The following is a 20,807-nucleotide window of genomic DNA, read 5'->3' as shown; positions in this document are numbered from 1 at the left end:
AACGGCCGTACGACGAAGGGCGGTCCCCCCGCTGAGGGGGACCGCCCTTCGTCGTACGGCTCGGCCCTTGACGGGCCTTCAGGGCCGGAGGTCGGTCTACGGCTCGAACTTGTAGCCCAGGCCGCGGACCGTGACCAGGTAGCGCGGGGCGCCCGGGTCCGGCTCGATCTTGGCGCGCAGACGCTTGACGTGGACGTCGAGGGTCTTGGTGTCACCGACGTAGTCGGCCCCCCAGACGCGGTCGATCAGCTGCATACGGGTCAGCACGCGGCCGGCGTTGCGCAGCAGCATCTCCAGCAGGTCGAACTCCTTGAGCGGGAGGTCCACCTTGGAGCCGGAGACGGTGACCACGTGCCGGTCGACGTCCATCCGGACCGGGCCGGCCTCCAGGGCCGCCGGCGTGACCTCCTCCGGCTCACCGCGGCGACGCAGCACGGCCCGGATACGGGCGACCAGCTCACGCGAGGAGAAGGGCTTGGTGACGTAGTCGTCGGCTCCTATCTCCAGGCCGACGACCTTGTCGATCTCGCTGTCCTTGGCGGTCACCATGATGACGGGGACGTTGGAGCGGCCGCGCAGCTGGCGGCACACCTCCGTGCCGGGCAGCCCCGGCAGCATCAGGTCGAGGAGGACGAGGTCGGCGCCGTTGCGCTCGAACTCGTCGAGTCCGTCGGGCCCGGTGGCCGCCACGGCGACCTCGAAGCCTTCCTTACGGAGCATGTACGACAGGGCGTCGGAGAAGGACTCCTCGTCCTCGACGACGAGCACTCGGGTCACGGAAGGACCTCCGGGGCGGGAAGCGTTTCGTACGCGGCTGAGTCGGGGGATACGCCGGAATCGGGAGATCCGGAAGTTGAGTGTGCGGCCTGATCCGCCTCTTCGTCGAGGTCGGGGTGCTGCTGAGCGCGGTCACGGGCCGCACCCGCCTCCGGCAGCCGGAGGGTGAAAGTGGAGCCCTGGCCTTCGGCGCTCCACACCGTGACCTCCCCGCCGTGCGAGGCGACCACGTGCTTGACGATGGCGAGACCCAGACCGGTGCCGCCGGTGGCCCGCGAGCGGGCCGGGTCGACGCGGTAGAAGCGCTCGAAGATGCGCTCCTTGTCCTTGTCCGAGATGCCGATGCCCTGGTCGGTCACGGCGAGCTCGATGAGGTCCCCGCCGGAACCGCTGACCCGGCGGGCGGCTATGCCGACGCGGGTGCGGGCCGGGGAGTAGTTCACGGCGTTCTCGACGAGGTTGCCGATGGCGGCGGCGAGCTGCCCGCGGTTTCCCCAGACGTGCAGGTCGGCGGTGCCGCCCGCGGCCATGGTGATCTGTTTGGCGCCTGCCTGGTGGCGACAGCGGTCGATCGCCTCCGCCACCAGTTCGTCGACCCGGACCGGCTCGGCGTCCTCCAGCGGGTCGTCGTTCTGTACCCGGGACAGGTCGATGAGCTCCTGGACCAGGTTGGTCAGCCGGGTGGCTTCGATCTGCATGCGACCGGCGAAGCGCTGCACGGCCTCCGGATCGTCGGAGGCGTCCATGACCGCCTCGGACAGGAGGGAGAGTGCGCCCACCGGGGTCTTCAGCTCATGGCTGACGTTCGCGACGAAGTCGCGTCGTACCGCCTCGATGCGCCGGGCCTCGGTGAGGTCCTCGACGAGGAGGAGGACGAGCCGGGATCCGAGGGGCGCGACGCGCGCGGACACGGCGAGTGCCTCGCCCCTGCCCGTCCCGCGCCTCGGCAGATCCAGCTCGACCTGGCGTATCTCTCCGTCCCGCCGGGTGTCCCTCGCCATCTGGAGCATGGGCTCCACGGCAAGCTTTCCGCCACGGACGAGCCCGAGGGCGTACGCCGCGGAGCTCGCCTTGACGACGGCGTCGGCCTCGTCGAGGACGACGGCCGAGGACCGGAGCACGGACAGCACGGTGTCCACGCCCGGCGGAAGCACGGGATCGGTGTGCAGAGAAGTCCTGGTGGGCCGCTTCTGGTCGCGTTCGCTCCAGCGGAACGCCAGCATGGCGATGACACCGGTGAGCACCCCGGCGATCGCTGCCGCTGCGGCGACCGCCGCGTTCACGTCCATGCACCCAGGTTAGGCATGGCCTACGACATCCCCACAGCCGTCGAGGTGCGACCTCCGACACTCGTCGCCCAGAGTTCACCTTGGAGCCAGTATTGGTTCATTTGGGGTGGCGGAAACGGACGCGTACGGGCCGGAACGTGGGAGCGTGGGGTTCGCATGGCTGGTTTGTCACGGGCCCCGACCCCCGGAGCCCCCGGAGAACACGCACGAGAGGGAACCCTGATGCGGGACGCGTACCACGAGGAACTGGACTCGATCGGCGACGGTCTGGTGGAGATGGCCCGGCTGGTCGGGTCGGCGATCGGGCGCGCCACGACGGCCATCCTCGACTCCGACCTCAAGCTGGCCGAGAGCGTCATCGAGGCCGACAAGAAGGTCGACGAACTGCAGCACGACCTGGAGGCGCGGGCGATAGCCCTGCTCGCCCGCCAGCAGCCGGTGGCCACGGATCTGCGGATCGTGGTGACCTCACTTCGTATGTCGGCCGACCTGGAGCGCTCCGGCGACCTCGCCCAGCATGTGGCGAAGCTCGCACGGCTGCGTTTCCCGGAGCGGGCCGTCCCCCACGACCTGCACGCCACGATCCTCGAAATGGGCCAGCTCGCCCAGCGTCTGATGGCCAAGGCGGCCGAGGTGATCGTCTCCAAGGACGTCGACCTCGCCCTGCAGCTGGAGCAGGACGACGACGAGATGGACCTGCTGCACCGCACCCTGTTCCAGCACCTGATCGACGAGCGCTGGAAGCACGGCATCGAGACGGCCGTCGACGTGACCCTGCTCGGCCGCTACTACGAGCGGTACGCCGACCACGCGGTGGCGGTCGCCAAGCGCGTGGTGTTCCTGGTCACGGGCGAGCACGCGGACGACCTCCAGCAGGACATCCAGCCGGTGACCGGGCCCGAGGGCAAGTAACCCCCCGGGGTCGGCCGAGGGCTTCCGCGAGCCCCAAGGGGGCTCGCGGGGTTCGGTTCGGGCGTGCGGGCGCCACTGTGCGCCGTTGATGCGCCCGAGATACCGGGCATGAAATGGGCAAAGGCAGCAGGCAGGCCCAAGCCTCTAGGAGGGGACCCATGGCCGAATCCCCCAGCACCACGCCCGACCCCACACAGGAGCGCGAGACCGACCAGCCCACTGAGATCAGAAGCCTCCCGCTCTTCGGCGCATGCGGCTGCGGCTCGGGCTGCGGCTGCGGGTGCCAGTCGGGCAACCCCTGCCAGTGCGGCTGACGGCAGGCGTCCGCTACGACGGCGAAGGTCCCCGGTGCCCCGCGGCACCGGGGACCTTCGGCGTACCCGGGGCCGTCCGGTCGCTGTGACGGGGCCGCGAGGCGCAGCATGAAAGGGAGCACCAGGCACGAAGGGGGTGCGTGGCCATGACCCAGTTCATGGACGTCCACCACGGGATGCAGGGCATCACCGACGAGGAGCTCCAGCGGGCCCACGAGGCCGACCTGGCGATAGAGAAAGAAGAGGGCGTGCACTTCGAACGGGCCTGGGCGGATCCCGTGTCCGGCACCGTGTACTGCCTCTCCGACGCTCCTTCCGCCGAAGCGGTCCAGCGCATCCACGAACGCGCGGGGCACCCGGCGGACGAGATCCGCCCCGTGCCCCTGTCCATCTGGTGACGCCCGCCCCGGGCTCCGCGACAGCGGCGCCCGGGGGTCGGTGGGCCGTCCGGTCAGTGGACCTGGCCGACCTCGTAGTGGCCGGCGGGCTGCTGGGTGATGACGTTCCCGCGGTTGAAGGCGTTGATGACGGCGATCTGCGCCACCAGGGCGGCGAGCTGCTCCTCGTCATAGTGCTTGGCGGCGTTCGCCCACACCTCGTCCGGGACGCCGCCGGCCGCGTCGGCGATCCGGGTGCCCTGCTCGGCCAGCTCCAGGGCGGCACGCTCGGCGTCGGTGAACACCGTGGCCTCGCGCCAGGCCGCGACCAGGGCCTTCGTCCCCGGGCTCCTGCTGATCGGACTCGGCATGGGCGTGATGCTGACCCCGTCGGTCAACGTCGTGCAGTCGAGCTTCCCGGAAGACCGACAGGGCGAGATCTCGGGCCTGTCCCGCAGCGTGTCGAACCTCGGCTCGTCCTTCGGCACGGCCATAGCCGGCACCATCCTGGTCTCCGGCCTCACGAAGGGCGCCTACGCCGCGGCGATGACCACCCTCGCGGTCATAGGCCTGGCCGGCTTGGCAGCGGCATTCCGGCTGCCGCACCGCCGTACGTAGCGGGTATCGCCGACGGCGTGGGCAAACCGGTCGCTCACGGCATCGTGGACGAGCGACTGATCATCGGCTCGTACGGGCCGCCGGGCCGAGTCACCCGCGTTGCCGAATTCGCGAGAGATCGGTAGGGGCCCGGGGATAACCTCCCGCGGTGACCTCACCTGACCAACCCCTCGTGGAACCCGAGTTCGCCGTACCGCGCCCGCCTGCAACCGACCGCTTCCGCCTGGAGCCCCTCGGCCCTCAGCACAATGCCGCCGATCACGCCGCCTGGACCTCCAGCATCGGCCACATTCGAGCCAACCCCGACTTCGCCGGCCGCTCCTGGCCGCCTCCAGGGGGCATGTCGCTGGAGGCCAACCTCCGCGACCTGCGCCGGCACGCGGAGGACTTCGAACGGCGCGTCGGCTTCACCTACACCGTCCTGTCGGTCCCTGGGGATGACGTCATCGGCTGTGTCTACATCTACGGCGCACGCCAGGAGCCCGGTGTCACTGACGTCCGCTCCTGGGTCCGGGCGGACCACGCTTCCCTCGACGCCGAGCTCTACCGCCTCGTCAGCGACTGGCTGGCCCGCGAATGGCCCTTCGAGCGTGTGGCGTACACGCCTCGCTGAGCCATGCGATCCGAGCCGTCATGTCCGTCCGCCCGGCAAGATGCTCGGATCTTGTCATCGGGCCTCATCGGGGAGGGAGCCCATGAACTCGGCGGACGACGTCATCGACTTGATCCACCTGGCCGACCGGCAGGGCACCAGCGGGCACAGCGTCTCGGTGCGTGTGCTGGGACGCTCACGGCCCGGCATCCTGTTCGGCCACGACTTCCTCGAATGCGAAATCGTCATCGTGGCGGAGTCCCTCAGCGCCACCTTCTCGGTGACCCTGCTCCCTGAGGATCTGGAGGACCGGGAGGACACCTTGGCGACCCTGGGGACCCGGCGATTCGCCATGTGGCTCACCTCGGGGCGGACACCGTCCTTGAAGTTCAAGCCCGACGGCCACGACCGGATGTCGGTGTCGGCCCACGACGGACCCGCCTCAGGGGTCACCGTCACCGTCCCGCTGTTCGCACTGCCGCCGGGTTGGGTCGACAAACAGCGCGACCTGCTCGCCCGGGTGCACGAGGTCTACCCCCGCGAAGTCGTGGAGACGTCACCCGGTGCCTACGAGTGGCGCCGGGACAGCGACGCCTGACGGGCCGGGCCGAGCACTGAGCAGTTCACCCGAATGGCGCAACATGACGTGCCACCCACATGGGTGAAGATCAAACTGACTAGTGCCCCAAACGAGGCAATCCGTGAAAGGGGAACCACATGCGCATCGGACGAATCCTCGCCGCCGCCATCGCGACGGCAGCCCTCGCCGGACTCGGCCTCACAGGCGCCGCCGCTGCCGCCGCCACCGCACAGGGCGCGCCATCCTACGTCACCCCTTCTGAGTGCAAGCAGGGCGGCGGAACGGCCGATCTGACGGACAACCTCTGCAAGGGCGGTACGCACGACGGGGAGAAGGTCGACTGAACCCCACAAGGCGCCCCGCAGCCACGCGCCGCGGGGCGCTCCCGCGCGAGCGTTGAGGCTCCAGGGGGCCCAGAGACGGCCCAGCCTCGGCCCGATCGGCTGACGGCCGGGGCCTTCGACACTCCCCGTCTGAACTTCAGCCGACAACAGTCAGCCACGACGGCGGGCGCGCCACCCGACCACGCACGCGTGTGCCTCGCTGCACCCTCACCGGCCTCAGCCACGCTGCCGGTGCGTGCCATCGACCAGAGCAAGCCGTGACGGGCCGGCCCGTGACACCCACCTTGAGCCCTCAGCTTGGGAAGCTCAGGTCCTCTTGCCCTGACTCCGGTAGTTGACCTGCGGTCAAGGGCGTCAGTGCCCTAGTTGTGGACCGAGTGTGTCCCCGGCGTTCACCGTGGTTCCCTGCACGACCTGGCACGGTCTGGCACGCCTGGCCAAGGTTCCGCTTCGCGTGACGGTGTCGCCGATGGACGCAGAAATCGAACACGTGATTGAATTTGGTCATGCGATCGTTCCCCGCCGATCTCGCCCAGGCGCAGCAGGAATGGAGTGTCACCTACCGGCAGCTCGCCGTCCGGCCCGGCCGGACCGAACTGCGTCGACGTCTGTACCGGCTGTCGACTCAGGTGTTCTTCCACCCGTACTGGCAACAACGTCGGCCAAGCCCCGCGGGGTGGTGGGAGCTGCGCAGTCCGGGACTTCCGGATCCGGGCTCTTCGTGGGCGGGTTCATCGCTCGACCTGCCTGCGGGTTCACCGCGACTGCTGCCACCGACCGAGCACTGAGGGTCTGCGAATGACGCGCTCGAATGCGGAACGGTGTGCTGGGGATGATCCTGAAGGCGTGTCCGGCTCCATTCGCGTGATCGTCCACCCGCCATCACCTACGGGCGGGCGGCGCGTACGCGTGGACGGCGAGATCCTCGGCCTGGCCCACAACATGGCGGACCTGGTCGAGTTCCTCCGCCGGGCCGGCCTGGAGCTCGACGCCGCCGAGGCCGCCGAGGCGTCCTGGATCGACTGGCGCGGAGTAGGCCCGGACCGATGGGGCCCGGAGACGAGCGTCTGACGTCTGCATCGCCACGACAGCACCCCAGGCCAACACGCTTTCCAAGTCTGTTGATGCCGCAGAGTGCTGTGTACGACGCTGTTCACCTGCGTTCGCGCCGGGTCAGCGGCACAGCCGGTACTGGCTCCGGCCCCGCCGTGAACCCTCGTGAACGGCTCTGAATGAGACGGGGCTGCCGGGCGAGGGGAGGGGGGCACCGACGGCCGTGGTCGGTTGCTGTAATCCGCTGCTGTAACGCCACCTCAGGAAGTCCCCTGAAGCGCAGGCAGGCCGACAAGCTACAAACCGCGCAGCGCCTCGTGCAGATCGTCGTAGGCTGCCCAACAGTCAATACTCCCGTCGTCGTACATGCTGCCCATGTACCAGTTGCCATCATGGACGGGTTTCACAAGGCACAGGCTGTGGAATCCGAGAACAATCTCTGGGTGCAGCACCTCGTCGGGAGCTCCGGGGCGGCCTACCCACTTCACCGCCCGGTTTCGATTCAGGGCAACAGCCTCTTGGTCCCCGGATACGTCGCGGATCTGCTGAAGAGACCATCCCGGGGGTAGCTGCGCGTTTGACACCCGCGGATGATCTCATCCACTGGGTATGGAGCACCGCTTTAGGAGCGAGGTGGGGCGACCATGCGCGTGACCTGCGGATTCACTCCCCCGTGCCGAGTCTGGCCGAACTCGCCCCTGCGAACCCTGGTTCCCCGTGAGTCCCCGTCCGTTCTGGCATGAGAGTGGCACGATCCTGAGGCCGTGCCTCGGCCTCGATGCGAACTATGGGCGGGACGGTCATTTAGGTCTGCCCGGCTGATCGCCCGTGTGCTGGCGGTCGGTGATGACCGGCTGCAGTCGCGGTGGTTGCTGTACTTCGCTGCTGTACAGCACAGAAGTCTGTCGCTGGATGGCGGCCGGGACGGGCTAGTCAGATGGGAGGCTCACGGGCTGCCTGCCTGTGGAGTCCGGATCGTCGTCCTCGTCCGGACCCAGGTAGAACAGCCACAGACCGTGCTTCTTGAACACGGTGAAGTATTCGTGCTGTCCGGTGCTGCGGTATCGGATGATGCCGCCGCGGACGTCATACGGGTCCTCGACGCCGAATTCGATGGTGACAGCGCCCTTCGCACCCTTGCCGTAAGCGTCGATCTGCTGGCGAGCGCCTGCCGCCTCGTCGTCGCGAGTGAGCCAGCGGTCGTGACAGGCCAACTCCGTCAGCCCGCTCACATCGCCGTCCCGCAGACGACGTATGTAGAGCTTCATGTAGAGCTTGAGCGAGTCGGGTGTCGTCTTGTCACCTGTGATCGTCATCGCGGGCAACGTGGGCTGGCCCGCCTGACGGTAGTCCCACTGGTCGCGAGGTGCGCCCCAGGCGACAGTTCCTCCGGTCAGCAGAACGGCCAGGACCGACCCGAGCAACAGACTGGTTCGCATTGCTTTCATTTGAGCACCCATACGATGTGATGCGGGCGACGTGGATCGTGATGCCCTTGCGAAGGTGTTGATGATCGCAGAGTGCGCTGACCTCCTCCCTCAGCCCACTACTTCCCCCAGCTTCCATCCCGTCTGCCGTCGCCGCGGTTGTCGTACGAGGTGGCGACCTGGACGGGGCCGATGCGGGTGACGTCTCGGAAGCGGCGGTTGGCGGTCACGGTGGTTCTCCTTTCAGAGCTGGGCGGCGATGGCTTCGGCCATGGGCACGGGGACCCCGAGGCGGGCGCGGAGGGTCGGAGTTGCCCCTGTCGCGCTTCTGCTGTCCCTGCGCGTCCGAGTGCGCTTCCTTCGCTGACAGCGACGGCGCTCCCTGGTTCGGACAGCCCACAGGCGGCCCGAACCCATTGAAAAGCCCCCTACCAGCAGAGAACCCGCTGGTAGGGGGCTTCTTCGTGCGGGCTTACTTCTTCTTGCCCTGGTTCTTGACCGCCTCGATGGCGGCCGCTGCCGCCTCGGGGTCCAGGTACTTGCCGCCGGGGGTGCGCGGCTTGAAGTCGGCGTCGAGTTCGTAGTACAGGGGGATGCCCGTGGGGATGTTCAGGCCCGCGATGTCGGCGTCGGAGATGCCGTCGAGGTGCTTGACCAGGGCACGCAGGCTGTTGCCGTGGGCGGCGACGAGGACCGTGCGGCCGGCCAGGAGGTCGGGGACGATGCCGTCGTACCAGTACGGGAGCATGCGGACGACGACGTCCTTCAGGCACTCCGTGCGGGGGCGCAGCTCCGGCGGGATGGAGGCGTAGCGGGGGTCGTCCGACTGGGACCACTCCGTGCCGTCCTCGAGCGGCGGCGGCGGGGTGTCGTAGGAGCGGCGCCACAGCATGAACTGCTCCTCGCCGAACTCGGCGAGCGTCTGCGCCTTGTCCTTGCCCTGGAGCGCGCCGTAGTGGCGCTCGTTCAGACGCCAGGAGCGGTGGACCGGGATCCAGTGGCGGTCCGCGGCCTCCAGCGCGAGCTGCGCGGTGCGGATCGCGCGCTTCTGGAGGGACGTGTGGACCACGTCGGGGAGGAGATCGGCGTCCGTCAGGAGCTCGCCACCGCGGACTGCCTCCTTCTCGCCCTTCTCGTTCAGGTTGACGTCCACCCAACCGGTGAACAGGTTCTTCGCATTCCACTCGCTCTCGCCGTGGCGGAGGAGGATCAGCTTGTACGGTGCGTCGGCCATGCCCCAGAGCGTAATCCACGCATTCGGACCCCCGCTGGAGTGCCCGGGGAGCGGACGGACAGCCGACGAGCAGCGGACTCTTGACGGCATCCGTCAATTGAGTGGTCCGGCGGGAGAGCTCCGACGTAAGTTGCGAAAGCCTTGATCACTGCTTACGCAACTTTTCCGCACGTGGGGGACCCATGCCACTCGCCGCCCTGAGCCGCGCCGCCCGGGAAACGGTATCCGGCCTGCCCCGCGCGTTCTGGTGGCTGTGGCTCAGCACCCTGGTCAACCGGCTCGGCGCGTTCGTCGCCACCTTCCTGGCGCTGTACCTGACCCTGGACCGGGGCTACAGCGCGTCGTACGCGGGACTCGTCGCCTCGCTGCACGGGCTCGGCGGGGTCGTCTCCTCCCTCGGCGGCGGTGTGATGGCCGACCGGCTCGGGCGGCGGCCGACGCTGCTCGTCGCCCAGTCCGCGACCGCCGGCTGCGTCGCGCTGCTCGGCTTCGTGCGCGACCCCGTCTCCATCGCCACCGTCGCCTTCCTCGTCGGCATGGCCTCCAACGCCTCCCGGCCCGCCGTGCAGGCGATGATGGCGGACATCGTCCGGCCCGAGGACCGCGTGCGCGCCTTCTCCCTCAACTACTGGGCGATCAACCTCGGCTTCGCCGTCTCCTCCCTGGCCGCCGGTTTCGTCGCCGAGGTCAGCTACCGCGCCGGCTTCCTGATCGAGGCCGGGATGACGGCCGCCTGCGCCGTCGTCGTCTTCGTCAAGCTGCCCGAGTCGCGCCCCGAGCGGGTCGCCGAGGCGGCCGCGGCACAGGACGTGGGCCTGGGGACCGTGCTGCGCGACGGGCGGTACATGGCCGTCGTCGGGCTGTCCTTCCTGGTCGCGCTCGTCTTCCAGCAGGGCTCGGTCGGGCTCCCGGTGGCGATGGGCACGGCCGGGTTCTCGCCCGCCGACTACGGCACGGCCATCGCCGTCAACGGCGTCCTGATCGTCGCCCTGCAGATCCCCGTCACCCGCTTCATCGAGCACCGGGACCCGGGCCGGCTCCTCGTCGTCTCGTCCGTCCTCGCCGGGTACGGCTTCGGGCTCACCGCGTTCGCCGGGTCGGTCGGCGCGTTCGCGCTCACCGTGTGCGTGTGGACGCTCGCCGAGATCGTCAGCGCCCCGACGCAGACCGGGCTCGTCGTCCGGCTCTCGCCCGTCCACGGGCGCGGCCGCTACCAGGGCATGTACACCCTGTCCTGGGCCGTCGCCGCCCTGGTCGCCCCGCTGATGTCCGGCCTGGTGATCGACCGGTTCGGCGCGGAGTGGCTGTGGGGGGCGTGCGCGCTCGTCGGTACGGTGGCGGCGCTCGGGTACGGCCTGCTCATGCGCCACCTCCCGAGGCAACTGCCGACGGCCCCCGCCGCCGCGGCCGACGCCGAGCCCGGGGTCCGTACGGCATGAGGCCGGTGCGCAAGCACCCGCCTCAAGTGCCGGCTCAAGTCCCGCGCCAAGCACGCCTCACGGATGCATCCGCGCCCCCTTCAGCACCTTGTCCACCGCGTTCCGGGGGCCGTACACCGCGATACCCACCAGATCCAGCTCCCCGGTGCCCACCGCCCGTACCGCCGCGCGGTTGTCCCGGTCGTTGCCGGTCGTGAAGAGGTCGGAGGTGAAGACCGCGCGCGGCAGGGCACGGTTCAGTGCCTTGCCGTGGGCCGCGGTCAGGGTCTCCTTCGTGCCCTCGAAGACGAGCACCGGCTGCCGGAACATCGGGAGGTAGGGCACGCCGTCCGCGTCCTCGTACGGCTCCCCGATCACCTCGGGGGCCTGGGTGCCGAGGCCGCTGACCAGGAAGGCGGTCACGTTCAGCCGCTGCCAGGGCTCCAGGTCCGCGCGCAGCAGGACGGCGATCTTCGTGTCGAAGCGGATCGGTTCGGTGTTCATGCACCGAGACTGCCGACCGCCGTACGCCGTCGTCTTGTACGTTCTTTGCATGGCCGCCCAGCCGGACGTCTCCGCCTGGCGCCCGCGTATCCCGGGTGTCGTGGAGGTCTTCCACGCGCACTTCACCGAGTACGCCTACCCGATGCACGTGCACGAGGCCTGGACGCTGCTGATCGTCGACGACGGGGCCGTACGGTACGACCTGGACCGGCACGAGCACGGCACCCCGCACGACACGGTGTCCCTGCTGCCGCCGCACGTCCCGCACAACGGCTCCCCGGCCACCCCGCAGGGGTTCCGCAAACGCGTCCTCTACCTCGACGCCACGCTCCTCGGGCTCGACCTCATCGGCCCCGCGGTCGACGCGCCCGACCTGCGCGACCCGGTGCTGCGCCGCCGCGTCGGCCATCTGCACGGCGCCCTCGCCCGCCCCGGCGACGAGTTGGAGGCGGAGAGCAGGCTGACGCTGATCGGCGAGCGGCTGCGGACGCATCTGAAGCCCCGCGCCGCCGCGCCCGAGCCCGCGCGCGATCCCGCCCTCGCCCGTTCCCTGCGCGAGTTGCTCGACGAGCACGTCACGCGGGGGCTCGGGCTTGAGGAGGCGGCGCGGACGCTGTACGCCCATCCCGCCCACCTGGTGCGCGCGTTCAGCGGTGCCTACGGCATCGCGCCCCACCAGTACCTGATGTCGCGCCGGGTGGAGCGCGCCCGCCGGCTGCTGCTCGACGGGCTGGCCCCGGGCGAGGTGGCGTCACTGACCGGCTTCTACGACCAGGCCCATCTCACCCGGCACTTCAAGAAGCTGGTGGGCGTGACGCCGGGGCGCTACCGGCTCAGCGCCCGGTGAGGCGGGACCGGGTCACCTGACGTCGACGTAGTCGCCGGCGGACGTGGCGCCGCCCGTCGTGGCCGTCGCGCCGAAGGTCCAGCGCCAGTAGCCGTCCGCGGACGCGGTGACCGTGGTCTTCAGCCGGCCAGCGGAGTCCGCCTTCACGATCTTGACGGTGGAGTAGCTGCTGCTGCCCGCCTTGCGGAACTGCAGCTTGGCCGACTTGCCGCCGAAGCCGGTGTAGGCGTGCCGCACCCAGTCGGCGCGGGTGAGCCGGCCGGTCACGGTGAGCGCCTTGCCCTTGGCGACGGGCTCGGGCGAGGCGTCGACGGTGGCCTTCCCCGCGCGCTTGACCTGCACGGAGCCGAAGCCGGTCAGGTACTCCTGGCTCTTGAGGTGGCCGTCGGTGCCAAAGATGTGAACGGAGACCGCGATCTTCCAGGTCGTCGCGTCGTTGTTCGAGTCCAGCCGGTAGCGCGGCTCGATGTACAGCTCGCCGTCGCAGTTCGCGGCGTGGGTGCCGTCCTCGAAGTACTCGACGGAACTCGTGTAGATGCCACCCTCATTGGCGCCCTTGGCGGCCGTGGTGTCGTGGTAGAGGAAGGGGGCCGTGTCCACGTCCATGATCTTGATGCCGGACGGCCACGAGAGGTGGTACGTGAAGTCGGGGGTCACCACCGCGCTGGTGCCGACGACGATGGGCTTGCCCTTGTTCAGGACCAGGTTCGACACCGTGACGCCGGTGTCCGCCGCCTGTGCGGACGGCGCGGCGAACGCCCCCAGGGCGAGCGCTCCCGCGAGCACGACCGCGGAGCCGGATCTGCCTGTGCGCATGCACAACCTCTTGCTGGTGAGAGACCGGTAAGGGCCCGGTAAGGATTCGGGTCGCCGCAGGTTAACAGCCCACCCTCGAACGCCGGTTCGGGCCCCGGTCGATCACGGGAGGTCGCGCTGGGCCTCGTACAGGTTGCGGGGGCGTACGACGTCGGTGGTGCCGTAGAGCTCCAGCCGGGAGTGCAGGTCGCCGGTGAAGTCCGGGACGTCGGTCTGGTCGAACTCGGTGACCGTGTTGAGGCCGACGGTGGCGGAGTACGGCGCCAGGCCGTCGATCTTCATCAGGCCCGCGCGGCCGTTGCCGACCCGGATGTTCCAGTGCGTGAACCGCGCACCGAACAGCGGGCCGGCGCTGGCGTCGCCGCCGTGGCGGCCGTTGTTGTTCACGGTGATGTCGGTGCGCACGTTGGCGAAGGGCAGTCCGCGGTGGCTGTCGAAGGTGCCCATGCGCATGTCGCCGCGCGACCAGACGTTGTACGAGGACAGGCCCTCGACGTTGATGCCGTGGAGTTGGGTGTTCGGCGGGGCCGGGACCGTGCGGTCCTCGATGGTGAAGTCCTCGATCAGGTTGTCGTGCGAGCCCTCGCGGCAGAAGTACGGGTGGTGCGAGCCGCGGCCGGACACCCGGGTGCGGCGCAGGGTGCAGGCGGAGGCGGCGACCAGGCCGAAGCCGTTGTCGACGTGGCGGACCGTGACGTCGTCCAGCCAGCAGTCGTAGGCGCACTGCAGGACGACGCCGTTGTAGCCCTTGTCCAGGAGGTGCGGTGACTGCGGGGTCTGCATCGCCTCCAGGGTCAGGCCTTCGACGCCCGAGCCGGTCAACTCCGGTACGTGGGAGGTGAGGCGGGGGTCCCATTCCGGTCGTACGTCGAGGGGCAGCGGGCGTTCGAGGGTGACGCGGCGGCCGTGCACGCGGGCGATGCGGACGGGCCATTCGTAGGGGACGTACGAGGTCAGCTTGGTCTTGTCGGCCCAGACGTAGGCCTCCGGACCCGGGCCGCCGCCCGACATGTGCTCCAGGAGGGTGTGGTCCGCGTCGTCGGCGAGGCGGAGGAGGACCAGGCGGCCGGGGCCCAGCCGCGCGGGGTCCGCGACCGTCAGCGTCCAGGAGCCCTGGCGGGCCGGTTCGACGGTGGTGAGGCTCGTCCACTCGTCCCGCTTGTTGCCGGTCCAGCCCTCGAAGGGCCAGGCCTTGGCCCGGATCGCGGCGACGAGGGAGTCCAGGCGGGCCCGCGGGGCCAGCCAGATCAGGCCGCCCGCCCAGGACCAGGACGACTTGTCGCCGCCGTAGCGGGAGCCGTAGACGCCGATCAGCTCCGTGAGGTTCTTGGTCGCGTACAGCTTCGTACGGTCGCTGCCGGCACCGCGCAGTACGACGTTCGAGTCGCCGACGCGGATCAGGTCGTCGATGCGGAAGGTGCCGGGCGGGATGGTGACCGTGCCACCGCCGGCCCTTCCGGCGGCGGCGATGGCACGGTTGATCGCGGGGGCGCAGTCGGTGGTGCCGTCGGCCACGGCGCCGAAGTCCGTCACGTCGGCCACGACGCGGCGGCGCGGGAAGCGGGGCGAACCGCCGCGGGAACCGGCCCGGCCGATGTAGGGGATCTGCGGGTGGGTGAACGGATCGCGGGTGAACTCCCGCCACAGGAGCGGGACTTCAGCAGCAACCGTGCCCTTGGTCCGGCCGGTGGCCGTCGCGGCTCGTGCCGGGCCGGTGGCCGCGCCGAGTGCCACGGCCGTGGCGTTCGCCAGCAGGGCCCGCCTGGTGAGGCGCCTGTCGCTCATGTCCGCCCGCCCTTCAGAATTCATGGATATGAATGACGTTCAGGAATGCGTTGGCGGTGAGCATGCCATCGCGACCCCGGGGCAGGGAAGGGGTCGTACGGGAAGAGGCCGGTCAGTCAGCCGGACGCTGGGTCAGGTGGGTGAACGCATCCAGGTTCCGCGTGGACTCGCCGCGCGCCACCCGCCAGGCGTACTCCTTGCGGATCGCGGAGGCGAAACCGAGCTCCAGGAGCGTGTTGAAGCTGCCGTCCGCGGCCTCCAGGACCTGGCCGAGCAGCCGGTCGACGTCGTCGGCGGTGACGGAGGCGAGGGGCAGCCGGGCGGTGACGTAGATGTCGCCGAGCCGGTCGACGGCGTAACTCACGCCGTAGAGCTTGAGATTGCGCTCCAGGAGCCAGCGGTGGACGGCCGCCTCGTTCTCGTCGGGGTGGCGGATCACGAAGGCGTTCAGGGAGAGGGAGTGGCGGCCGACGAGGAGCTGGACCGTCGTCGAGAGCTTGCGGGTGCCGGGGAGTTTCGCCACGTAGGTGCCGGGTTCGGGGTTCTCCCAGTCGAGTTCGGCGTCCTTGAGGGCACCTTCGACCACCTGCGCCGCGCGCTGCTGCTGTGAAGCCTCACCCATGGTGGGAGCGTACGCGACGGCGGTGCGCCTGGGTCGCGGCCGTGTACACGTCGGCGGTGGCGGCGGCCGAGGTGTCCCAGCCGAACGACCGCGCGTGCCGGGCGGCAAAATCGCCCATGCGGGACGACAGGGCCGAGTCGTCGGCGAACCGGCCCAGCACGCGCGCGTACGCGGCCGGGTCGTGGCCCTGGACCAGGAATCCGGTCCGGCCGTCGCGTACGGCCACCGGGAGCCCGCCCACCGCGGCCGCGAGCACCGGTGTGCCGGCCGCCTGCGCCTCTATGGCGACCAGGCCGAAGGACTCGCTGTAGGACGGCATGACCAGCACGGACGCGGCCCGGAACCAGTCGGCGAGCTGTTCCTGGCATACGGGCGGGCGGAACCGTACGACATCCGCGATGCCGAGCCGGGCGGCGAGCTTCTGCAGGCCCTCGGGCTTGGCGAGGCCGCTGCCGCTGGGGCCGCCGACGATCGGCACGACGATGCGGGAGCGCAGGTCCGGGCGCTCTTCGAGGAGGACGGCCACGGCGCGCAGCAGCACGTCGGGGGCCTTGAGGGGTTGGATGCGGCCCGCGAAGAGCGGGACGAGCGCGTCCTGCGGCAGACCGAGGCGGGCACGGGCGGCGGCGCGGCCGTCGGCCGGGCGGAAGCGGTCGAGGTTCACGCCGGGGTGGACCACGGCCACCTTCGCCGGGTCGGCCGCATAGTGCCGGACGAGCTCGTCGGCCTCCTCGGCGGTGTTGGCGATGAGCCGGTCGGCGGCGGCGACGATCTGGGTCTCGCCGATGACGCGGGCGGCGGGCTCGGGGGTGTCGCCGTCGGCGAGGTTGGCGTTCTTGACCTTGGCCATGGTGTGCATGGCGTGCACCAGGGGGACGCCCCAGCGCTGGGCGGCGAGCCAGCCGACGTGGCCGGAGAGCCAGTAGTGGGAGTGGACCAGGTCGTAGTAGCCGGGGCGGTGGCCCGCCCAGGCCTGCATCACGCCGTGCGTGAAGGCGCACAGCTGCGCCGGGAGGTCCTCCTTGGCGAGGCCCTCGTAGGGGCCCGCGTCGACGTGCCGGACCAGGACGCCCGGGGCGAGTTCCACGCTGGGCGCGAGGCCGCCCGCGGTCGCGCGGGTGAATATCTCGACCTCGATGTTGATCGCGGCGAGGCGCTGCGCGAGCTCGACGATGTAGACGTTCATGCCGCCGGCGTCGCCGGTGCCGGGCTGGTGGAGCGGTGAGGTGTGCACGGAGAGCATGGCCACGCGGCGGGGCCTGCGGTGCAGCCGCAGCCGCGGGGGCGTGGCCGCGGAGCGACGCCCGAGCCTGCTCATGTACTGGCTCACGTGGCGTTCCTCCTCGCTGCGGACATGCCGGACGGAGGACCTGGGGCGCCCTCCAAGGGAGTGCAACGCCGGACGGCGCGGCTCCATTTCCCGATCAAGAGGCTTTGCCGAACCATTACCCATGATCGATCAACCGTTCGACGCCGGGAGGCGTGCACCCCGTGCACCCCGGGCGCCCGCATACCCTCGTACGTATGACAGCCCGCGCAGCCTCCCTCCCCCACGCTCGGCTTCGCCCGAGCGGGGGGACCCCCGTCGTGGGAACGGTGACGCGCGGGACGACCAACCCCAACCGCCTGCGCCGCATGGACCGCTGGATCGCGGCCACGCACGGCGCCGAACTGCGGCGCGCCGCCGACCCGGTGGCGATCGACCTCGGCTACGGGGCCGCGCCCTGGACCGCCGTCGAACTGCTCGGCAGGCTGCGCGGCGTCGCCGCACGCGCGCGCGTGGTCGGCATCGAGATCGAACCGGCCCGGGTCGAGGCGGCGCGGCCGTACGAGCGCGAGGGGCTGGTCTTCCGGCACGGCGGCTTCGAAGTCCCCGTTCCGCAGCGGCCGCAGCTCATCCGGGCCGCCAACGTGCTGCGCCAGTACGAGGAGTCCGAGGTCGCCGCCGTGTGGGAGCGGCTGTGCGCGCGGCTCGCGCCGGCCGTCGGCGCCTCGCGGGGCGGGTTGCTGGTCGAGGGGACCTGCGACGAGATCGGGCGGCGGCACGTGTGGGTCGCGCTCGGCCCGGAGGGGCCGCGCACGGTCACCTTCGCGACGCGGCTCGCCTCCTTGGACCGGCCCTCCGACCTCGCCGAACGCCTCCCGAAGGCACTCATCCACCGCAACGTCCCGGGCGAGCCGGTGCACGCCTTCCTGCGTGACTTCGACCGCGCCTGGGCGGCCGCCGCGCCCTACGCCTCGTACGGCGCGCGCCAGCGCTGGATCCGGGCCGTGCGGGACCTGGCCGCGGACTGGCCGGTGACGGACTCGCCGGCCCGCTGGCGGCAGGGGGAAGTGACCGTGGCCTGGCGGGCGTTGGCGCCCCGCCGCTGACCCCCTTCCCGCCGCTCCGGTCGACCCCCTCCCCACCACCCCAAAGGGAACGATCTTCACGCGTTGTTCGTCACAAGGTCGGGTGGATCGTCATGCCCGGAGGCCAAAGTGGGGAGGAATCGCCGGGTATCACCTCTGTCGCTTTGCGCCGCGGCATGACACGATCCCCCGGCGACCTAAGTTACTGACGGTAAATCAGTTGGGGGACGGGTATGCGAGCGGCCAAGCGGGGCCTGATCACGGCGGCCGTGACCGTGGTCTGCGCGGTCACGGTGCTGGCCGCGCCGGGCACGGCGTTCGCCAGCCCCACGCCGACACCCACGGCCACCCCCGGCCCCAAGGCCTCGCCGACCCCCCCGCCCAGCAAGGACCTTGAGGCCGTCCGCGAGAAGCTGGACAGGCTCTACCACGACGCGGCCGTCGCCACCGACGCGTACAACGCCGCGGAGGAGAAGGCCCAGCAGCAGTCCGCCGAGATCGTCGAACTGGCCAAGAAGATCGTCCAGGGCCAGCAGAAGCTGGACCGGCTCAAGGACCGCGCGGGCGCCGCGGCCCGCGCCCAGTACCGCATGGGCGGACTGCCGCCGCAGGCCCGGCTGATGCTGAGCGACGATCCGGGGCAGTTCCTGGACGGCGCCGGGCGGTTGCTGCAGGGCGAGCGGGCGACCAAGGGCCTCATCGGGGAAATGACCCGCACCCAGGAGGACTTGAAGCAGTACGCGCAGGACGCCTCGGCCCAGTGGGAGAAGCTGGAGGCGGGCCGCAAGGCCAAGGCCGCCGCGAAGAAGAAGATCAAGCAGCAGATCACCGAGGCCGAAAAGCTGGAGAACCGGCTGGAGAAGAAGGAGAAGGAGCGTCTGGCCAAGCTGGAGCGGGAGGCCGCCGCCAAGGCGCAGACCGCGTGGCTGGACACCGGCATCCTCAAGGAGATCAACAGCAAGGCGTCGAAACAGGGCAAAAAGGCAGTCGAGTTCGCGACGGCACAGATCGGCAAACCGTACGAATGGGGCGCCGAGGGCCCGAAGACGTTCGACTGTTCCGGCCTGACCTCGCAGGCCTGGGCGAACGCCGGGCACCCCATCCCGCGCACCTCGCAGGAGCAGTGGAAACAGCTCAAGCACGTGGACATCAAGGACATGCGGCCCGGCGACCTCATCATCTACTTCGATGACGCCAGCCATGTCGCGATGTACGTCGGCGACGGCGCCATCATCCACGCGCCGCGGCCCGGACGGACGGTGACGCTCGCGGGGGCGGGCGAAATGCCCATCCTTGCTGTGGTGCGACCGGACGCCTGAGCGCCCTCGTGACCTGGGTCATGTGACCCAGCACATGGTCAACGACCTTCCAAACCCCGGCAGGACGTGACCTTCGTCATCCCCTTGCGAGCGCCGGCCTGTCCAACTCCGCCACGGAACGCGGCATATGACGGTGGCCTGCGGCGGGGCGACGGGGCTCACACCATTCCGTTGCGGCGGGCACTACCGCTATGGTCCCCGTCGGGTGGGTCGAGGTCCCTCGTACCCACCATGCCCTCGGGGGGAGGGAAGGAACCAACACGATGCCCGTACCCGTACCGCGGCAGAGAGCGATCCCGGCCGCGGAGAGTGGTCAGGCGCGGGCCGCGTCCGCAGTCGGCGGCCCCCTCAAGGAAGAGGCGCACCGAGGCGAGGCCGCGGCGAGCAACAGCACCGCGTCCGCCACCACTCTCACCCTGCTGCTGATCGAGGACGATCCGGCCGGCTGGCCGATCGTGCCGGAGCTGCTGGACTCGTCGGGCAAGCCGATCCGTGTCCGGACCGCCCGCAACCTCACCGAGGCCGAGCGGCTGCTCACCGACGACGTGCACTGCATCCTGCTCGACCTGGCGCTCACCGCGCCCGGGCGGGCCGGCGGCGGCGACGACGAGCTGGCCGTGCTCAAGCACGTGCTGGAGCTCGCGCCCCGGCATGCCGTCCTCGCCCTCACCGCGTCCGGCGACGCCGAGCGCGGCGCCGAGGCCGTGCGCGTGGGCGCCCAGGACTACCTGTTCCGGGACGAACTGGACGGACGGCTGCTGAGCCGCGCCATCCGGTACGCCGTCGAGCGCAAGCGCTCCGACTCGGCCGAGCGGCGTCTGGCCGAGGGCCGGGTGCGCGCGCAGGAGAACCGCCGCCTGGAGCGCGGTCTGCTGCCGACGCCCCTCCTGGAGGGCTCGTCGCTGCGCTTCGCCGCCCGCTACCGCCCCGGCCGCTCGCGCGCGCTGCTCGGCGGTGACTTCTACGACACCGTGCGCACGCCCGACGGCACCGTGCACGCCATGATCGGCGACGTCTGCGGCCACGGCCCCGACGAGGCCGCGCTCGGCGTGGAGCTGCGCATCGCCTGGCGCGCGCTGACGCTGGCCGGGCTGTGCGGCGACGAGCTGCTCGGCACGCTGCAGGAGGTACTGGAGCATGAGCGCTCCGACGAGGAGATCTTCGCGACCCTCTGCACGGTGGACATCTCTCCCGACGGCCGCAGCGCGGGCCTGTGCCTGGCCGGCCATCCGTCCCCGCTGATATCCCGCCCCGGCCGGCCCGCCGAGCTGCTGCCGTACGACAACAACGGCCCCGCCCTCGGTCTGCTCCGTGGCGCCCGCTGGCCCCGTCTGCAGGTGCGGCTGGGTCCCGAGTGGAGCCTGATGCTCTACACCGACGGCCTCATCGAGGGCCGTGTGGGCGCGGGTGGGGAGCGCCTGGGTCAGGACGGCATGGTGCGGATGGTGCGCCGCCAGCTGGCCGAGGGCCTGCGCGGCGAGGAACTGCTGCGGGCCGCCGTCCACGAGGTCCGCGACCTCAACGGCGGCGAGCTGACGGACGACGTCGCGGTGGTCCTGCTGGACCGGGTGCCGTAACCGGGAGCCGTAAAAAAACGCCGCCGGGTGGGGCGGGTGCCGCGAGGGCG

At 70.6% G+C, this 20,807-nt stretch carries 20 protein-coding genes and 4 pseudogenes; 12 read left to right on the top strand and 12 right to left on the bottom strand.

All coding sequences use genetic code 11. The annotated features are described in order from the left end of the window. Window positions 1-96: 96 nt before the first annotated feature. On the bottom strand, window positions 97-777 hold the full coding sequence (locus tag ACWGKT_RS37820; protein WP_010358452.1) for a response regulator transcription factor: 681 nt from the start codon (window positions 775-777) through the stop codon (window positions 97-99). After that, window positions 774-2,066: a sensor histidine kinase gene (locus ACWGKT_RS37815; protein WP_453277220.1), complete on the bottom strand. Its 1,293-nt coding sequence runs from the start codon at window positions 2,064-2,066 to the stop codon at window positions 774-776. The genes ACWGKT_RS37820 and ACWGKT_RS37815 overlap by 4 nt, the downstream gene beginning before the upstream one ends. A 222-nt stretch (window positions 2,067-2,288) precedes the next feature. Between ACWGKT_RS37815 and phoU the strand changes: the two genes are divergently transcribed. Both phoU and ACWGKT_RS37805 read left to right on the top strand, forming a co-directional pair. Next, window positions 2,289-2,978, top strand: coding sequence for a phosphate signaling complex protein PhoU (gene phoU, locus ACWGKT_RS37810; RefSeq protein WP_235453582.1), 690 nt, complete (start codon window positions 2,289-2,291; stop codon window positions 2,976-2,978). A 460-nt stretch (window positions 2,979-3,438) separates the two neighbouring features. Beyond that, window positions 3,439-3,690 (top strand): SCO4226 family nickel-binding protein, encoded by a 252-nt coding sequence (locus ACWGKT_RS37805; RefSeq protein ID WP_356157141.1) that lies wholly within the window; start codon window positions 3,439-3,441, stop codon window positions 3,688-3,690. A 53-nt stretch (window positions 3,691-3,743) separates the two neighbouring features. Here ACWGKT_RS37805 and ACWGKT_RS37800 read toward each other — a convergent pair. After that, window positions 3,744-4,001 (bottom strand): annotated as a pseudogene (locus ACWGKT_RS37800) (carboxymuconolactone decarboxylase family protein); the annotation flags it as partial. 1 nt (window position 4,002) lies between these two features. Here ACWGKT_RS37800 and ACWGKT_RS37795 point away from each other — a divergent pair. The 5 genes and pseudogenes from ACWGKT_RS37795 to ACWGKT_RS37775 all read left to right on the top strand — a co-directional run. Then, a pseudogene (locus ACWGKT_RS37795) lies at window positions 4,003-4,287 on the top strand (MFS transporter); the annotation flags it as partial. 148 nt (window positions 4,288-4,435) lie between these two features. Beyond that, window positions 4,436-4,900, top strand: coding sequence for a GNAT family N-acetyltransferase (locus ACWGKT_RS37790; RefSeq protein WP_453277219.1), 465 nt, complete (start codon window positions 4,436-4,438; stop codon window positions 4,898-4,900). Between the two features lie 82 nt (window positions 4,901-4,982). Continuing rightward, complete coding sequence (locus tag ACWGKT_RS37785) at window positions 4,983-5,477, top strand: DUF5959 family protein (RefSeq protein WP_453277218.1); 495 nt, start codon at window positions 4,983-4,985, stop codon at window positions 5,475-5,477. Between the two features lie 119 nt (window positions 5,478-5,596). After that, on the top strand, window positions 5,597-5,803 hold the full coding sequence (locus ACWGKT_RS37780) for a hypothetical protein (protein WP_453277217.1): 207 nt from the start codon (window positions 5,597-5,599) through the stop codon (window positions 5,801-5,803). Between the two features lie 846 nt (window positions 5,804-6,649). Then, a complete protein-coding gene (locus ACWGKT_RS37775) occupies window positions 6,650-6,874 on the top strand; it encodes a hypothetical protein (RefSeq protein ID WP_453277216.1) in 225 nt (74 codons plus the stop codon). 911 nt (window positions 6,875-7,785) lie between these two features. Here ACWGKT_RS37775 and ACWGKT_RS37770 read toward each other — a convergent pair. From ACWGKT_RS37770 to ACWGKT_RS37755, 4 genes and pseudogenes are all read right to left on the bottom strand, one after another. Next, complete coding sequence (locus ACWGKT_RS37770) at window positions 7,786-8,172, bottom strand: hypothetical protein (RefSeq protein WP_453277215.1); 387 nt, start codon at window positions 8,170-8,172, stop codon at window positions 7,786-7,788. Window positions 8,173-8,435: 263 nt separating this feature from the next. Further along, a pseudogene (locus ACWGKT_RS37765) lies at window positions 8,436-8,513 on the bottom strand (mobile element transfer protein); the annotation flags it as partial. Window positions 8,514-8,526: 13 nt separating this feature from the next. Further along, window positions 8,527-8,601, bottom strand: a pseudogene (locus ACWGKT_RS37760) (DUF2637 domain-containing protein); the annotation flags it as partial. Window positions 8,602-8,755: 154 nt separating this feature from the next. Then, window positions 8,756-9,517 carry a phosphoglyceromutase gene (locus ACWGKT_RS37755; RefSeq protein ID WP_453277214.1) on the bottom strand — a complete coding sequence of 254 codons (762 nt, stop codon included), beginning with the start codon at window positions 9,515-9,517 and terminating at the stop codon, window positions 8,756-8,758. Window positions 9,518-9,699: 182 nt separating this feature from the next. Between ACWGKT_RS37755 and ACWGKT_RS37750 the strand changes: the two genes are divergently transcribed. Next, window positions 9,700-10,956, top strand: coding sequence for an MDR family MFS transporter (locus ACWGKT_RS37750; RefSeq protein ID WP_453277213.1), 1,257 nt, complete (start codon window positions 9,700-9,702; stop codon window positions 10,954-10,956). Between the two features lie 57 nt (window positions 10,957-11,013). On the opposite strand, the gene ACWGKT_RS37745 is transcribed toward ACWGKT_RS37750, so the two are convergent. Continuing rightward, complete coding sequence (locus ACWGKT_RS37745) at window positions 11,014-11,439, bottom strand: DUF2000 family protein (protein ID WP_453277212.1); 426 nt, start codon at window positions 11,437-11,439, stop codon at window positions 11,014-11,016. Window positions 11,440-11,488: 49 nt separating this feature from the next. On the opposite strand from ACWGKT_RS37745, the gene ACWGKT_RS37740 reads away from it, so the two are divergent. Further along, on the top strand, window positions 11,489-12,286 hold the full coding sequence (locus ACWGKT_RS37740; RefSeq protein WP_453277211.1) for an AraC family transcriptional regulator: 798 nt from the start codon (window positions 11,489-11,491) through the stop codon (window positions 12,284-12,286). A 12-nt stretch (window positions 12,287-12,298) separates the two neighbouring features. Here ACWGKT_RS37740 and ACWGKT_RS37735 read toward each other — a convergent pair whose 3' ends face one another. The 4 genes from ACWGKT_RS37735 to mshA all read right to left on the bottom strand — a co-directional run bounded on the left by ACWGKT_RS37735 (window position 12,299) and on the right by mshA (window position 16,839). Next, the gene (locus tag ACWGKT_RS37735) at window positions 12,299-13,102 is read right to left on the bottom strand and encodes a hypothetical protein (protein WP_453277210.1); all 804 of its coding nucleotides are present in this window, start codon (window positions 13,100-13,102) and stop codon (window positions 12,299-12,301) included. 102 nt (window positions 13,103-13,204) lie between these two features. Further along, window positions 13,205-14,887: a glycosyl hydrolase family 28-related protein gene (locus ACWGKT_RS37730; protein ID WP_453277209.1), complete on the bottom strand. Its 1,683-nt coding sequence runs from the start codon at window positions 14,885-14,887 to the stop codon at window positions 13,205-13,207. Window positions 14,888-14,999: 112 nt separating this feature from the next. After that, window positions 15,000-15,509, bottom strand: coding sequence for a type III secretion system chaperone family protein (locus ACWGKT_RS37725; RefSeq protein WP_356149008.1), 510 nt, complete (start codon window positions 15,507-15,509; stop codon window positions 15,000-15,002). Next, window positions 15,502-16,839, bottom strand: coding sequence for a D-inositol-3-phosphate glycosyltransferase (gene mshA, locus ACWGKT_RS37720; protein WP_453277208.1), 1,338 nt, complete (start codon window positions 16,837-16,839; stop codon window positions 15,502-15,504). The genes ACWGKT_RS37725 and mshA overlap by 8 nt, the downstream gene beginning before the upstream one ends. 194 nt (window positions 16,840-17,033) lie before the next feature. Between mshA and ACWGKT_RS37715 the strand changes: the two genes are divergently transcribed. The 3 genes from ACWGKT_RS37715 (at window position 17,034) to ACWGKT_RS37705 (ending at window position 20,757) form a co-directional block, all read left to right on the top strand. Further along, complete coding sequence (locus ACWGKT_RS37715; RefSeq protein ID WP_453277207.1) at window positions 17,034-17,882, top strand: class I SAM-dependent methyltransferase; 849 nt, start codon at window positions 17,034-17,036, stop codon at window positions 17,880-17,882. A gap of 212 nt (window positions 17,883-18,094) precedes the next feature. Then, complete coding sequence (locus ACWGKT_RS37710; protein WP_453277206.1) at window positions 18,095-19,180, top strand: NlpC/P60 family protein; 1,086 nt, start codon at window positions 18,095-18,097, stop codon at window positions 19,178-19,180. A gap of 263 nt (window positions 19,181-19,443) precedes the next feature. Next, on the top strand, window positions 19,444-20,757 hold the full coding sequence (locus ACWGKT_RS37705; protein WP_453277205.1) for a PP2C family protein-serine/threonine phosphatase: 1,314 nt from the start codon (window positions 19,444-19,446) through the stop codon (window positions 20,755-20,757). Window positions 20,758-20,807 lie beyond the last annotated feature (50 nt).

Source organism: Streptomyces sp. NPDC054794, assembly GCF_053611585.1.
This window is presented reverse-complemented; position numbering and strand designations above follow the sequence as displayed.

Bases quoted from the DNA above. Each gene is read 5' to 3' on its own strand.
- ACWGKT_RS37710 (WP_453277206.1), top strand. From the start codon at position 18,095: ATGCGAGCGGCCAAGCGGGGCCTGATCACGGCGGCCGTGACCGTGGTC.
- ACWGKT_RS37725 (WP_356149008.1), bottom strand. From the start codon at position 15,509: ATGGGTGAGGCTTCACAGCAGCAGCGCGCGGCGCAGGTGGTCGAAGGT.
- ACWGKT_RS37770 (WP_453277215.1), bottom strand. From the start codon at position 8,172: ATGACGATCACAGGTGACAAGACGACACCCGACTCGCTCAAGCTCTAC.
- ACWGKT_RS37735 (WP_453277210.1), bottom strand. From the start codon at position 13,102: ATGCGCACAGGCAGATCCGGCTCCGCGGTCGTGCTCGCGGGAGCGCTC.
- ACWGKT_RS37785 (WP_453277218.1), top strand. From the start codon at position 4,983: ATGAACTCGGCGGACGACGTCATCGACTTGATCCACCTGGCCGACCGG.
- ACWGKT_RS37705 (WP_453277205.1), top strand. From the start codon at position 19,444: ATGCCCGTACCCGTACCGCGGCAGAGAGCGATCCCGGCCGCGGAGAGT.
- ACWGKT_RS37780 (WP_453277217.1), top strand. From the start codon at position 5,597: ATGCGCATCGGACGAATCCTCGCCGCCGCCATCGCGACGGCAGCCCTC.
- ACWGKT_RS37805 (WP_356157141.1), top strand. From the start codon at position 3,439: ATGACCCAGTTCATGGACGTCCACCACGGGATGCAGGGCATCACCGAC.
- ACWGKT_RS37815 (WP_453277220.1), bottom strand. From the start codon at position 2,066: ATGGACGTGAACGCGGCGGTCGCCGCAGCGGCAGCGATCGCCGGGGTG.
- ACWGKT_RS37750 (WP_453277213.1), top strand. From the start codon at position 9,700: ATGCCACTCGCCGCCCTGAGCCGCGCCGCCCGGGAAACGGTATCCGGC.
- ACWGKT_RS37755 (WP_453277214.1), bottom strand. From the start codon at position 9,517: ATGGCCGACGCACCGTACAAGCTGATCCTCCTCCGCCACGGCGAGAGC.
- ACWGKT_RS37715 (WP_453277207.1), top strand. From the start codon at position 17,034: ATGACAGCCCGCGCAGCCTCCCTCCCCCACGCTCGGCTTCGCCCGAGC.
- phoU (WP_235453582.1), top strand. From the start codon at position 2,289: ATGCGGGACGCGTACCACGAGGAACTGGACTCGATCGGCGACGGTCTG.
- ACWGKT_RS37730 (WP_453277209.1), bottom strand. From the start codon at position 14,887: ATGAGCGACAGGCGCCTCACCAGGCGGGCCCTGCTGGCGAACGCCACG.
- ACWGKT_RS37745 (WP_453277212.1), bottom strand. From the start codon at position 11,439: ATGAACACCGAACCGATCCGCTTCGACACGAAGATCGCCGTCCTGCTG.
- ACWGKT_RS37740 (WP_453277211.1), top strand. From the start codon at position 11,489: ATGGCCGCCCAGCCGGACGTCTCCGCCTGGCGCCCGCGTATCCCGGGT.